Here is a 12,883-nt window from a genome sequence, read left to right as displayed (position 1 = left end):
GGCGGAGACGCTACAAGCTCATCCATGAGGGCTTGACGAAGGCCATCCTTGGCCTTCGACACTCCACCATAGGGGGCGCAACACTCATAACGCTTACAAGACAACAAACTCCCCCTCCCATATCTAAAGGTTTTTTGCGCTCATCACTCCACGCCTTAACTTGATGCAAACCAGTGTTTGGTTTTATTCGCGAACCAGACTAATGAGAGCATTACCGGTACTTCTACCAGCACGCCAACAACCGTGGCTAGCGCTGCGCCGGACTGCAAACCAAATAGTGAAATAGCTACGGCTACTGCTAACTCGAAAAAGTTTGAGGTACCAATTAAGCAGGCCGGAGCCGCAATGCGGTAAGGCAGCTTAATTAATAACGCAATAATAAAGGTAATAGCAAAAATGCCGTACGTCTGTACCAATAATGGCGTAGCAATCATGGCGATATCCAGCGGACGGGTCAGCAAAACCTCAGCCTGAAAACCAAATAACAGCACTACAGTAAGAAGCAGGCCCACAATTGACCAGGGTTTCATAGTCTGGTCGAAATTGGTCAGCGCTTTATTGTTGTCATTATCGCTGTCTGAATTTGAGCGGGTGATGTACCGGCGCGTTATAAACCCGGCAATAAGCGGAGCAATAACGTAAAGGCCAACGCTTAATAGCAGGGTTTGCCAGGGCACAATGATATCGGTAACACCAAGTAACAAGGCTGCAATGGGCGCGAACGCGAAAATCATAATAATATCGTTAACCGACACCTGTACCAGCGTGTAGTTAGCATCGCCTTTGGTCAGCTGGCTCCAGATAAAAACCATGGCAGTACAGGGTGCAACGCCTAATAGAATGACTCCGGCCAGGTATTCGTTTGCGGTTTCGGGTTCAATAAAGTCGGCAAATATACCTTTGAAGAATAACCAGCCTACCAACGCCATGGTAAAAGGTTTCACCAGCCAGTTAATAACAACCGTCAGAATTAAACCTTTGGGCTCTTTCGCTATTTGTGTGATAGCAGCAAAGTTAACCTGCACCATGACGGGGTAAATCATCAGCCAGATAAGTACCGCAATAATTAAATTAACCTGAGCAAACTCAAAAGCTGAAAGCCATTCGAAAGCGCTTGGAAATAAGCTCCCCAGGGCCGTTCCTGCAATAATAGCTAAGGCTACCCAGGCAGAGAGAAAACGTTCAAACACACCCATTATCGATATCCTTTATCAGTTGGGGGTTATAGTCGGCGGTGGTAATAATGATTTTACGCATCCAGTCAGGTAGTGCCGGATTCAGCTGGTAGTAAACCCAGCGCTGGTCTTTGCGGTCAATCAGCAGCCCATATTCGCGCAGTTGAGCCAGGTGGCGCGACACTTTAGGCTGCGACATGGCGGTAGCATCAACAAACTCGCACACACACAGCTCTTTGTGCTTGGCTAACAGGCTTATCATGGTTAAGCGTAGCGGGTCTGCCATGATCTTGAAGAAGTCTTCCGGTGCATTAAATAAATGTGGCTTGTCACTGTTCTTGCGCAAAATGAGCAAAAACATCTTAATGCGGTCACTTAACTCATGAGCGGTCTTCTTAAAGGCATTGGTTTTTTTGCTGCTTACCGGGTCGGGAAAGTCCCAGGCTATAAAGTGGTTCTCTTTGTATTGTAGCTGGCATTCAGAGCGGGCGCGGTCGCATAAGCTGATAACGTAATCAAATTCATCGATGCTTAAATCTGAAACGGCCTTTGAGCTTAACCCTTCGGTACTAACCCCGAGGGCTTGCAGCGCTTCAAGAGCTTTAGGTTCAGGCTGGGTTGGTTCAGTGCCTGCACTGTAAACTTCCAGCTCATCATTACCAAACTGTCGCAAAATGGCTTCGGCCATTAAAGAGCGAGCCGAGTTGGCGGTACAGAGAAACAGAACCTTCTTGGTCATGGGCATCATCACATATTCGATATTTCATATATATGGTAGATCGAATATGTAGAAGGTGCAACAGTGAGAAGGGGCCGGTTGTCACTTGTTTCGCTTGAGCATTGAACCTCCTGTGGCGGAGACGCTACGAGTTCATCCATGAACGCTTGACGAAGGCCATCCTTGGCCTTCGACACTCCGCCACAGGAGATTCAACACTCAAGCGAAACAAGTGAGCAACCGGCCCTATCTGCCACTGGTGTTGGGTGGGATGTTAAGCCACGAGCGCGCCCGACGGCTACGGGAGCTACTGTGGAGGTGTGCAGCGCCATGGATGGCGCTGCCCAAGCCCTACAGGGATGTATTCACGGGCGTCCTCCACAGTAGCTCCTGTAGCCTCAGCGCTCTTGGTTCAACATCCCACCTGACATAAATGTCAGGCTACGTATCGCGATGCCAGTTAAAGCCCAAGCACCTCTTTGCCCTGGTCAAAGGTGACGTCAACCGGTATGCCGGCGTCGGTTAGTTTGTCCAGGTCGGCTTTTAGTTGCGGGCTGACAACGCCTAGCGTTGCAACCAGTTCAGCTACGCCGTTGTAGTCGCCGTCGCCCTGCAGTGTCAGTATTTTTTCTGACAGGCTGTTCATGGCTTCGCGCATTTTGTCCATATTAATGGCGTATTGACCGCTGGCGTTACGATCGAAAGCGCCTGCGTCGGCGAAGTAATTAAAGCGGATCATGTTGGCTTTGCCGTGTGCACTTGAGGCACCAAAACGAACTGAGCGGAAAATACTGGCCATAAAGGTGGTGTAGTAGTCTTTCAGTTCGCCTTCGGCTAAAACGCCTTGCTCAAATAACTGAGTCACCATGTACAGGCCCAGAATATCCGCTTTTCCTTCTTCTAAAGCAGAAGCGTGCTCTTTTAATGCTGAACGTACGGTGCCTTTGTCATTCAGGGTATTTTTAATGCCTAAGCCGTGAGCCACTTCGTGGAACATGGTGTTAGCGAAAAAGGCGTTAAAGGTAATGTCTTCACGTTGCTCTGGCACAATGAGCTGCGCGGCAATTGGTACTAGTATTTTATCGAACTTAGCTTGCATGGCATTTTTAAGCTGCAAACGACGTGTGCCTTTTTCTAACTGAACTTCTTCGTCATTAGGCAGGTTAATGGCAATGGTTTTGCTGCCAGCATTTGAATGGCCTGCGTAGTAAACAACATCGTATGCGTTTAGCTGAGCGTTAGCGCCGGGTTTTTCTGCTTTGTAAGCGGGCTCAACCGGTAAACCTTCCTGTAACTGCGGCAGATACTCCGCATACTTTTCCAGACGCTGGCTCCAGGCCTTATCTTTTATTAACACGTAAGACTCAAAAGCGGTTTTGTAACCAAATAAATGGTCCTCATAATTTTCAATAGGACCGATAACCACATCAATATCGTTACCTGTCATGTCCATCCAGGCCATATCGGAAGGTTGGTATTCATTGCTTAAAAAAGCATCGGCGCGCAAACGCAGGTACTCTGAAAAATCTTTGTTTTCTGCTAAATCGGCAGCCTGGCGGAGTAAATCAGCGGCTTTAGTTAAAGACTCTTTATAAGCCTCTGAGTAGGCTACTGTTTTCAATTCGCCTTCATCGTTGCGACGCAACAACGTATATAAACTGTCTTTGTTCGCAAGCTCGGCGTTTTCAAATTCCGTTTTGGTCATGTCGGCAGGGTAAAAGTTGGCGCCTGCAGGTTTGTCTTCGAAACCGGTTAAGAAGGGCTGGTTATTGTTTAGCCTATCCCATGGTCCGTAGTTAATAACAGTAAACTCACGGGCTTTTTCTTCCACTTGGTTTAAAAGTTTTTGTTTATCACCCGGAAACGCTTGTTGCCAAAATAGGTTGTCCATAATTTTTGACGCGTCTATGAGTAAACCGACCATTTTTTTCTGCTCGTTTGATAAATGCGACAGGTCCGTTTTTAGTTGGTAGGGTGTGTAGATATCAAGTCTTTGTTCTGCCCCCTCAACTAATTCGTAGTTATTTTGTTGTCCGCTATCAGGGTTTTGTGTGGTGGTTTGTGGCTCGCTGCAACCCATTAAAACCAGTGCTAGTGGTGCTAAGCTAAAAAGTGTTTTTTTCATAATATGACGTTTCTAGAAATTGAGTTGTTGTAAAGTTCTGTTAATCTACTTCCAAGCTTTTTCAGAAGCAAGAAAACCATAATAATAAGGAAATAAAATGTCATCGCAAAATGCACTATACATGCTAATTGACGAGCGACTCAGACGTGATGAATTAAAACTTCCCGGCTTACCTGAAACGGCAGAGCAAGTGCGCAACGCAGCCATGGATCCGGACTGCAACCTGCACGATCTCTGTCATATTATTCAGCAAGATACCGCGTTGACAGCACGGCTTATTCGCCTGGCGAATAGTGCGTACCTTGGCGGCAGAAACAAAGCCGAGAGCTTAATGCAGGCGTTAACTCGTATTGGTATGCGGCGCATTCGGACACTGGCATTGGCAATGGCAATGGAGCAGGTGTTTAAGCCGGACAATGACATAGTACAGATGTTTTCTCAGCAGTTTATTGTTGAAAGCAGAGAAATTGCGGCGGCAGCCGTTGTTATAACCGAAGACTTACAACACAGAGGAATTGGGCACCGGCTGCATCAGGACGTTGCATTGTTAGCTGGTATGGTGTCGCGCATTGGCGTTGCCCCAATTTTGCATATGGCGAATGAATTTGAAGACAGTTTCGCCAACCCTTCTTTTATTAAAGAGTGTATTACCCAGTTTAGCTCGACTTTAGGCAGTAATATTCTCAGCTACTGGCAATTTACGCCAAATCTGGTGCAGGTACCGCTGTGCTATTACAACGGCAGAATGACCTTAAACGATGCGATAACCGTGAACTATTGTGACATTGTGCATTTGGCTGGCTTGTTAACCGGAAACGTGAAACCTAATAAGGACAGTGTGACTTTGGTTGAGTATCAAATGCTGGGGGTAATTAAGACCGACGATTTTTGGCAGCAGGAGTCTGTGCAGAAATCCTACCGCCAAATGCTGGACTTGCTCTCTTAGCCAAAAGCTCTCTTTAAATCGTCAAATAGAAGCCCGACTTCGGCACTAACCAGTGCAAAGTCGGCGTCGATTTTTTCTTCCGGACTAGGGTCAACCAAATCATCTTTGGCGTCGAGCAGACGGTCTGTCGGCTTAACTCGTTTCAACGCCATATCCGACTCAATAATGAATTCTAAATTTTCCTGCCATACCAGACCTAAACGAGTGACTTGCTTGCCACCGGCTAAGTGTGCCTGAATGTCCTCACGGGTTAAGTCTTCCTGCTTGCAACGAATAATGCCACCGTCAGCTTGTGGCGAACGCAGTTCGGCTTCATCGCCAAACTCGAATGGGTTTGGTAATTCAGCACTTTGTAACCAGGCCGTCAGGTAAGTTTCAACTGCGTCACTAGGGCTTACCGGGCGCACAGGTAACGAGCCGACCGAACCACGCAACAAACCTAAAAAGTCTTCGGCTTTATTGGCTGCTGATTCATCAATAGCAATAATTTGGCGGTCGAGGTCGATGTAACCCCAGCTTTGGCGAAAACGGCTGAATGCCTGTGGCAGAAGCTGGTGTATTAAATCTTCTTTTAAGTTTTGTTTTTCTTTGCGCGGCACCGAACGGCCTTCAGCTTCACTGATCTGGCGTACCTTTTCATCTAGCTGGGCGTTAACAACCGTGCTGGGAAGTACTTTTTCTTCTCGTTTGGCACACAGCAACCAGCAATTACCCAGGCTGTGAGTCAGTACTTCATTGTCTGCGCCAAAAGGCGAAGACCAGCCAAATGAGCTTTGGTCCGAGCGCGAACAGGGGTGAAAGCTGTGCTCAGATAATTGCTCAGAGAAATCATCAGGCAGGGAAAAGGTTTCGCTGAATTGATAAAAACGAAGATTTTTAAACCACATAGGTAAGCTGTTCCTGTCGCAACAAATAAAACAAAAATAAGGGCAGAGATTGTAGCCCGTTAGGGCTGAGCTGTCAGTTTAAAACCTGTACAGAAAATGAAAAGAAATAGCTTAAACCTTTACCGGGTTCGCTCTCAGCGCTGATTTCACCAGACAGTGTCTGAGTGACCAGGTTTCTGACAATATGCGTACCCAGGCCGCTGCCACCCTGGTCTCTTTTCGTGGTAAAGAAGGGGTCGAATAACCGCTTAAGTTGAGCTTCGGATAAACCATTACCATTGTCAGAATAGTGCACCTGAAGAGTTTCGCCATCAAGCCGGATAGAAATGATCATAAGGCCTTCACTAATCCCGTCAAAGGCGTGGCGTAGCGAGTTAAGAATCAGATTCGTGAAAATTTGCGATAAAGCGCCGGCCGGGCAGCGTATGAAAATGTCATCGGCACATTCAAGACGCACCTGGTGGTTGGTCTTTTTAAGATGAGGCTGCAAAGACTGAACTAAGTCTTCGATATAACTTTTCAGGTTAATGTCGCGGATAGCGTCCGACGCCTGGTCGACAGCCACTTGTTTAAAGCTGCTAATAAGATCGGACGCGCGGTGCAGGTTGCTGTCCAGTAAGTTAAGGCTTTCGCGGCCTTCTTCTATAAACTTCTTCAGTTGCGTTTGCGTCAGTTCTTTATTAAGCAGCGACTGATCCAGAGTGTCGAGTTTTTCGCGTAAGTAAGAAGACGCCGTAACGCTAATACCTATGGGCGTATTCACGTCGTGCGTAATACCGGCAACCAGCCCACCCAACGACGCCATTTTTTCCGATTCAATAAGTTGTTGCTGAGTTTCCCGCAGGTTATTAAGGGAGGACTCCAGCCGCTGGTTAGACTGGCGCAATGTGTTTTCAATTGCACGGCGCTGGCCAACTTCGCGCTCCAGTTTTTCCTGGCGCATTTCCAGCTCGTTCTTGCGTTGCTCAAGGTCAAGCATAACCTGACTTAAACTGGATGTTTTGCGCGCCACTTCCTGTTCAAGTATGGCATTTTGTTCATCCAGCTGGCGGTTAGCGGCTTTAAGTTTCTTTTGGGTACGGTCCAGATCCGACTGATATTCTTCAATATTGTCCAGCAGCTGGTTATAGGCCTGCTCGACCAGCACCAGTTCATTGTTGTGCTGGTCGTCTAAGCGAATTCTGGAGCGCTCTAAGTTATCCAGCCGGAACCCTTTAATTTGCTGAGTTAAGTCACTTAGTGGCCGGTTCAGCATGCGGTTAAAGGCAATAGTGAAAAGCACAATAAGGAAGATACTTTTAATAATGGCGTTACCGATAATAAAGCCAAGGCTCACTTTAATACGGTCAATGGCAATGTCGCGGGTCGAAAACAGGCTGACATCACCCACTTTGGTGGAGTGGCCCGAAAATTCAAATATGAGTGAATCGTAGTAGCCAAAAATACCGTTACGTTCAGGTAGCAACGCTCCTTCGCTATTGTCGTCGGGCAAGTCGCTCATTTCTGTGGTTTCGCCCAGCTGCACCAAAATATTACCGGCATCGTCGCGGATAAGAACACCGGCAATAGCGGGAATACTAATAAGGCCGTCGGCAATGGTATCAATCTGGTTGCTGTTGAACTCCCAAAGCGAACGCGTCAGGGAGCCATTAAATGTGCTTTGCTGGTTCTGTAGTTCGGCAATCAGTACTCGTTTGGTATCAAAATATTCAGCTCCAATTTGTATCGCGGTCACAATTAACGTCAACAAAAAGTAGACGGAAAGCACGCGAGTTAATAAGGAGGATGAAATACTTTTGATTGCCATAGACTGAGGTCAACGAGTTGTACAGATAGGGATAAACTAATTCATTGACTGAAATAACGCAATAAAGCAATCCCGCCAATAAAAAGCACTGACACAAAAATGACATATTACAGTCATTAAGCTGTCACGAAAAGTGACTAAAGTCGCCACAAATTAATTCACAAAGGTCATAATTTATGAAGTTAATTACTTCTGCTGGCGCTTTAGCTGTTGCAGCCTTAGTTGCGGCTCCGGCTTATTCGCAACAGGACACACTGGAACCTGTGGTTGAGCAGGCATCCTCTATTAATGAATCTGCCCGTCAGTCGCAACTGACTATAGACCAGATTTCCGATGATATGCAGGAACGACTGCAACAGTATAAACGCATCATGAAAGAAATTGATGGATTAAAGGTTTATACCGCGCAAGTCGAGCAGCAAATCGATAGCCAGGAAAGTGAAAAAAGCGACATTAATAACTCTATTGATCAGGTCAGTTATGTCGAACGCCAAATTACTCCACTAATGTTGCGGATGATTGACTCGCTTGAGTCTTTTGTTGAATTAGACGCCCCGTTTCTGCAGACCGAGCGAAGTGAACGCTTACAGCAGCTGAATGACTTGATGGAAAGAGCCAACGTCGATGTCTCTGAGAAGTTCCGTCGGGTTATGGAAGCTTACCAGATAGAAGCTGACTACGGCCGCAACATTGAAGCTTATACCGCTGAACACGAAATTGATGGTCAGCAACAAGACGTCACCTTCCTGCGTGTTGGCCGTGTCGCTTTGATTTACAAAACCCGCGACGGTCAGCATCTGGGATTATGGAACCAGCAAACGCGCAGCTGGGAAGAGCTTGATAGTAAGCACTTACCAGAAATTGACGAAGCCATTCGTATTGCCAGAAAACAACTGGCGCCAGATTTACTGATGATGCCGCTGTTCGCGAATAAATCGACCAGTTCTTCTAACAACGGCAGCGGCCAATAAGGAATGATAGCCATGAGATTAAGTAAGCAGATTGCAAAATGGTTCTCAGTAACGCTACTGGCCATCACTTCTTCCGCAGCTTTGGCGGCACCGGTTCCGCAGGAACCCATTAATTTAGATGAGCTTCTGCAGCAGTTGCAGCAGGGCAAGTTCTCGCAGTCAGAGAACAACAAAGAACGTGAACAGCGTTTTCGTGAAAGAGAGCAAGAACAAAAAGCTATGCTGGAAGACGCCATTGCCGAGCGCAATCGTCTGGAGCAGCGCGCAGAGCAACTGGAAACTCAGTTCGAGCAGAATGAAGTTGATTTGGGTAACTTGAGCGATACTTTAACGCAGCGCATGGGCTCACTGAAAGAGCTGTTCGGTGTTTTGCAGCAGGTGGCTAACGACGCCTCAAGTAACTTTGATAACTCGGTTATTTCTGCTCAGTATCCCGGGCGTGCCGAGAATTTATCGGAACTGGCTGAACGTATGGGCTCGTCGTCTAAGCTGGCCTCTATTGAAGACATAGAAAGCGTCTGGTTTGCCTTGCAACAGGAAATGACGGAATCCGGTAAAGTTGCTGAATTTACCACTCAGGTTACCGCGGCAAACGGCGACAAGTCAGAAAAAGAAGTGGTTCGTGTCGGTGCATTCAACCTGGTTGCAGACGGTAAATATCTGGAACGAGTGGGTGAAACCGGTTCGGTTGCCGAACTGGTACGTCAGCCAGCAGGCCGCTACCTGAGTACCGCAGAAGAGATTCAGCAAACCGACAGCGGCATTGTGACTTTTGGTCTTGACCCCACTGGTGGTTCAATTCTGAGTCTGTTAGTTCAGGCGCCAAGCCTGAGTGAGCGTATTGATCAGGGCGGAACCGTTGGTTACATCATTTTAGCACTGGGTGCTATTGGCCTGCTGTTTGCACTGGAACGCTTTGTTTCGCTGATGCTGCTGGGCAATAAAGTGAAGCGTCAGCTGAAAAAAGATAAGCCGAGCGATGATAACCCGCTGGGCCGAGTGATGTTGCTGAAAGACAAGTATCCGCAGGCTGACACTGAAACCCTGGAATTGAAGCTGAGTGAAGGGATTTTGCGTGAAGTGCCGAAGATTACCCGCAACCTGACGTTCATTAAAATTATTTCAGTGGTCGCACCGCTAATGGGTCTGCTGGGAACGGTCACTGGTATGATCAACACCTTCCAGGCAATTACCTTGTTTGGTACGGGTGACCCGAAACTGATGGCAGGTGGTATTTCACAAGCCCTGGTAACGACGGTACTGGGCCTGGTGGTTGCGATTCCCATGACGTTACTGTTCGCGACGTTACACACGCGTAGTAAAAACCTGATTCATATACTGCAGGAACAAGCATCCGGCATTATCGCGGAGCGGTCTGAGCGAGGAGAGTAACCGTGTTATTCCTCATTGAATTCAGTAATGCGATTAGAGATTTCATCGAGTCCGGCGGACACGTTCTGCTGGTCATCGGAATCCTCATTTTTACCATGTGGCTGATGATTCTTGAACGCATTTTTTATTACTTCAACGGGCACCGTAAAAATGTGAAAGAAACGCGGCAACGTTGGCAGCAGCGGGAAGATAAATCGTCGTGGAATGCAGAGCAAATTCGGCAGGCGATGATTTCGCGGGTCAGTTTGGCGTTAGGCGGAAACTTACCGATTATTAAGGCGCTGGTGGCCTTGTGTCCGCTGCTGGGGCTGATGGGTACCGTAACCGGCATGATTGAAGTGTTCGATGTCATGGCGGTAACCGGAACCGGTAGTGCGCGCTCAATGGCGTCGGGTGTCTCTAAAGCCACTATTCCGACCATGGCGGGTATGGTTGGCGCCTTGTCAGGTGTATTTGCCGCAACCTGGCTGCAACGTACGACTCGCCGTGAGCGCATGAAGCTGGAAGATAAAATTTTATTGGAGCGTCACTAAGGTGATGTCGAGGACAGGATTATGAAGCAGCATTTTGCCAATTTAATTGAAGAAGAAGAAAGTGCTATCGATATGACACCCATGCTGGACGTGGTGTTCATTATGTTGATTTTCTTCATTGTCACGGCGTCTTTCGTGAAGGAAGCCGGTATTGATGTGAACCGCCCGGATGCGGCCACCGCAGTGCAAAAAGACCGTGCCAACATCTTAATTGCGATAAGTGAAAGCAACGAAATCTGGATTGATAAGCGCCAGGTGGATGTGCGGGCAGTGCAAGCTAACATCGAACGTTTGTACGCGGAAAATCCGCAAGGGTCTGTGGTGATTCAGGCGGACCAGGAGTCAAACACCCGGGTGTTAATTAAGGTAATGGATGCAGCCCGCTCAGCGGGGGTTTACGACGTTTCTGTAGCAACGGATGAAGAGTAAATGATGAGATTCCTGGCAGCATTACTGGTTGCAGCTTTTGTCACCATTGGTTTGTTTTACCTGATGCAGTCCTTGATCAGTGGTGGCGAGGGCGCAATGAGCGAACCGCCCCGGGGCAGCGTGCTGGACTTTGTGCGCACGCCTGAGCCTGAAGAAGTTCAGGAGAAGGAGCGCAAGCCTGAACGCCCCCCAGAGCCTGAGCAGCCACCTGAAGATTTGCCCCAGCCGCAAATGAATAATGATATTGCGGATACTGACGGCGGATCAGGTTATGACTTTTCGGCCAATATGGACAGCGGTGCAGACATTGGCAGTGGTATGTCACTGCAGGCAAGCGACGGCGAGTATCTGCCTATTGTGAAGGTTCAGGCTGCATATCCGCGCCGGGCTTTGCAGCGCGGCATAGAAGGTTACGTGGTGGTGGAGTTTACGGTGACAAAACAAGGGTCGGTGCGAGATCCGGTGGTTGTCCAGGCAGAACCGGAAGGTATTTTTGATCAGGCCGCAATGGATGCCGTACTGAAGTTTAAATACAAACCTCGGGTTATTGATGGCGAAGCGGTGGAAGTGGATGGTGTCCGCAACCGCATGACCTTTGAAATGAACTGATTGGGTGACTTATGAAATTTAAATTCATTACTTTTGCGGCTTGTAGTTGCTGGCTGGCCTTTGCCCACCCGGTGTTGGCACAACAGACTGAACGAGTGCCGGCGTTACGGGAAAAAGTTTACGGACAACTGGCGCGGGCGCAGGAACAAGCCGATAACGGTAACCTCGCCGAGGGCATTTCGATACTGGGCGAAGTGGCGGAAAAAGCGGATAGCATGAACAGCTACGAGCGCGCCATGATGTGGAACTTTTACGGTTTCATGTATTACGAGCAGGGCAATACCAAAGAGGCTATTAACTACTTTGAAAAGGTTGTAAAAGAGTCGCCTATTCCTGAATCTTTGGAAAAAAGCACGCTGTACAGCCTGGCTCAACTTGCCTTAAGTGATGGCCAGTTCCAGCGCGCAATTAGCTTTTTAGACCAATGGGAAGGCCTTGCGGAAGAAGGTGAGATGGGTAAAGCCTGGGTGTTAAAAGCACAGGCTTATTACCAGGCTGATAAATACCAGGAAGCTTTGTCTCTAATTGATAAAGCCATTGCAGCTGTCGATGCAGAAAACAAAATACCAGATGAAAACTGGTTGATTTTAAAACGTGCATTGCACTACGAGCTGGAGCAGCCAGAGCAGGTTGCCAAAGTCATGGAGCGTTTAGTGACCAGTTACAGCAAGCCGGAGTATTGGGTACAACTGGCTGGTGTTTACGCGCAGTTGGAACAGGACGAGAAACAGCTGGCGGTACTGGAAGCCGCGCATCAACAGGGGTATATCGAAACAGGCAGTGAGTGGAGGCAGTTAGCTCAGGCTTATTACTTTAATGAATTGCCGTACAAAGCGGCAGAAACCATGCAGGAAGCCATGTCTAAAGGCAAAGTTGATGCCTCTGTCGATAACCTGAAATTTGTTGCTCAGGCCTATACTCAGGCAAAAGAAAATGAAAAAGCCATTAGTGCCTATATGAAAGCGTCAGAAAAGGTTGAGCACGGAAACTTTGCGGCGCAAATAGCTCAGCTGTATCTGGCACTGGATAATAATGAAAAGGCAGTAGAATACGCGAAACAGGCCTTTAGCAAAGGTGAGCTGGACAACGAGGGTAATTTGTATCTGGCTGAAGGAATGGCGTTACTGAACTTGAAACGTTATGAGCAGGCTATTGAGTCTTTTGAGCAGGCTGCAGAAATTGAAGGGGCGGAACGCTCTGCAAAACAATGGCTTAAATACGCGAAAAGTCAGTATAAGCAGCAACAGCAAATGGCAAACTTATAATAAGCGAGTATTTATAACTGTATCCT

At 47.8% G+C, this 12,883-nt stretch carries 12 protein-coding genes; 7 read left to right on the top strand and 5 right to left on the bottom strand.

Annotation, left to right across the window (positions count from 1 at the left end; genetic code table 11):
• Window positions 1-155 precede the first annotated feature (155 nt).
• The 3 genes from arsB to IL_RS10905 all read right to left on the bottom strand — a co-directional run bounded on the left by arsB (window position 156) and on the right by IL_RS10905 (window position 4,018).
• A complete protein-coding gene (gene arsB, locus IL_RS10915; protein ID WP_011235353.1) occupies window positions 156-1,196 on the bottom strand; it encodes an ACR3 family arsenite efflux transporter in 1,041 nt (346 codons plus the stop codon).
• Window positions 1,183-1,914 (bottom strand): metalloregulator ArsR/SmtB family transcription factor, encoded by a 732-nt coding sequence (locus IL_RS10910; protein ID WP_231378592.1) that lies wholly within the window; start codon window positions 1,912-1,914, stop codon window positions 1,183-1,185. Before IL_RS10910 ends, arsB begins: the two co-directional genes overlap by 14 nt.
• A 439-nt stretch (window positions 1,915-2,353) precedes the next feature.
• Window positions 2,354-4,018: a dipeptidyl-peptidase 3 family protein gene (locus IL_RS10905; RefSeq protein WP_011235351.1), complete on the bottom strand. Its 1,665-nt coding sequence runs from the start codon at window positions 4,016-4,018 to the stop codon at window positions 2,354-2,356.
• 97 nt (window positions 4,019-4,115) lie between these two features.
• Between IL_RS10905 and IL_RS10900 the strand changes: the two genes are divergently transcribed.
• On the top strand, window positions 4,116-4,964 hold the full coding sequence (locus tag IL_RS10900; protein WP_011235350.1) for an HDOD domain-containing protein: 849 nt from the start codon (window positions 4,116-4,118) through the stop codon (window positions 4,962-4,964).
• Here the strand turns inward: IL_RS10900 and rdgC are convergent.
• Both rdgC and IL_RS10890 read right to left on the bottom strand, forming a co-directional pair.
• Entirely contained in the window at window positions 4,961-5,851 is an 891-nt protein-coding gene (rdgC, locus tag IL_RS10895) for a recombination-associated protein RdgC (RefSeq protein ID WP_011235349.1), read from the bottom strand. The two genes, IL_RS10900 and rdgC, sit on opposite strands and share 4 nt — an antisense overlap.
• Window positions 5,852-5,924: 73 nt before the next feature.
• Complete coding sequence (locus IL_RS10890; RefSeq protein WP_011235348.1) at window positions 5,925-7,658, bottom strand: sensor histidine kinase; 1,734 nt, start codon at window positions 7,656-7,658, stop codon at window positions 5,925-5,927.
• A 176-nt stretch (window positions 7,659-7,834) separates the two neighbouring features.
• Here IL_RS10890 and IL_RS10885 point away from each other — a divergent pair, with 176 nt between their 5' ends.
• From IL_RS10885 to IL_RS10860, 6 genes are read left to right on the top strand one after another with little or no spacing between them, the layout of a single operon-like run.
• Window positions 7,835-8,629 carry a DUF3450 domain-containing protein gene (locus IL_RS10885; protein ID WP_011235347.1) on the top strand — a complete coding sequence of 265 codons (795 nt, stop codon included), beginning with the start codon at window positions 7,835-7,837 and terminating at the stop codon, window positions 8,627-8,629.
• Window positions 8,630-8,641: 12 nt separating this feature from the next.
• Window positions 8,642-10,021, top strand: coding sequence for a MotA/TolQ/ExbB proton channel family protein (locus IL_RS10880; protein ID WP_011235346.1), 1,380 nt, complete (start codon window positions 8,642-8,644; stop codon window positions 10,019-10,021).
• Window positions 10,022-10,023: 2 nt separating this feature from the next.
• On the top strand, window positions 10,024-10,554 hold the full coding sequence (locus IL_RS10875; RefSeq protein ID WP_011235345.1) for a MotA/TolQ/ExbB proton channel family protein: 531 nt from the start codon (window positions 10,024-10,026) through the stop codon (window positions 10,552-10,554).
• 21 nt (window positions 10,555-10,575) lie between these two features.
• Entirely contained in the window at window positions 10,576-10,983 is a 408-nt protein-coding gene (locus IL_RS10870) for an ExbD/TolR family protein (RefSeq protein ID WP_011235344.1), read from the top strand.
• Window positions 10,984-11,592 (top strand): energy transducer TonB, encoded by a 609-nt coding sequence (locus IL_RS10865; protein ID WP_011235343.1) that lies wholly within the window; start codon window positions 10,984-10,986, stop codon window positions 11,590-11,592.
• Window positions 11,593-11,603: 11 nt separating this feature from the next.
• Window positions 11,604-12,857, top strand: a complete 1,254-nt coding sequence (locus tag IL_RS10860; protein WP_011235342.1) for a tetratricopeptide repeat protein — start codon at window positions 11,604-11,606, stop codon at window positions 12,855-12,857.
• Window positions 12,858-12,883 lie beyond the last annotated feature (26 nt).

Origin of the sequence: Idiomarina loihiensis L2TR, assembly GCF_000008465.1 — a bacterium.
Classification (GTDB): Bacteria; Pseudomonadota; Gammaproteobacteria; order Enterobacterales; family Alteromonadaceae; genus Idiomarina; species Idiomarina loihiensis.
This window is presented reverse-complemented; position numbering and strand designations above follow the sequence as displayed.

What these genes read in the sequence shown, in the direction of transcription:
- IL_RS10885 (WP_011235347.1), top strand. Translation starts at nt 7,835, where the DNA reads ATGAAGTTAATTACTTCTGCTGGCGCTTTAGCTGTTGCAGCCTTAGTT.
- rdgC (WP_011235349.1), bottom strand. Translation starts at nt 5,851, where the DNA reads ATGTGGTTTAAAAATCTTCGTTTTTATCAATTCAGCGAAACCTTTTCC.
- IL_RS10890 (WP_011235348.1), bottom strand. Translation starts at nt 7,658, where the DNA reads ATGGCAATCAAAAGTATTTCATCCTCCTTATTAACTCGCGTGCTTTCC.
- IL_RS10865 (WP_011235343.1), top strand. Translation starts at nt 10,984, where the DNA reads ATGATGAGATTCCTGGCAGCATTACTGGTTGCAGCTTTTGTCACCATT.
- IL_RS10910 (WP_231378592.1), bottom strand. Translation starts at nt 1,914, where the DNA reads ATGACCAAGAAGGTTCTGTTTCTCTGTACCGCCAACTCGGCTCGCTCT.
- IL_RS10880 (WP_011235346.1), top strand. Translation starts at nt 8,642, where the DNA reads ATGAGATTAAGTAAGCAGATTGCAAAATGGTTCTCAGTAACGCTACTG.
- arsB (WP_011235353.1), bottom strand. Translation starts at nt 1,196, where the DNA reads ATGGGTGTGTTTGAACGTTTTCTCTCTGCCTGGGTAGCCTTAGCTATT.
- IL_RS10870 (WP_011235344.1), top strand. Translation starts at nt 10,576, where the DNA reads ATGAAGCAGCATTTTGCCAATTTAATTGAAGAAGAAGAAAGTGCTATC.
- IL_RS10905 (WP_011235351.1), bottom strand. Translation starts at nt 4,018, where the DNA reads ATGAAAAAAACACTTTTTAGCTTAGCACCACTAGCACTGGTTTTAATG.
- IL_RS10900 (WP_011235350.1), top strand. Translation starts at nt 4,116, where the DNA reads ATGTCATCGCAAAATGCACTATACATGCTAATTGACGAGCGACTCAGA.
- IL_RS10860 (WP_011235342.1), top strand. Translation starts at nt 11,604, where the DNA reads ATGAAATTTAAATTCATTACTTTTGCGGCTTGTAGTTGCTGGCTGGCC.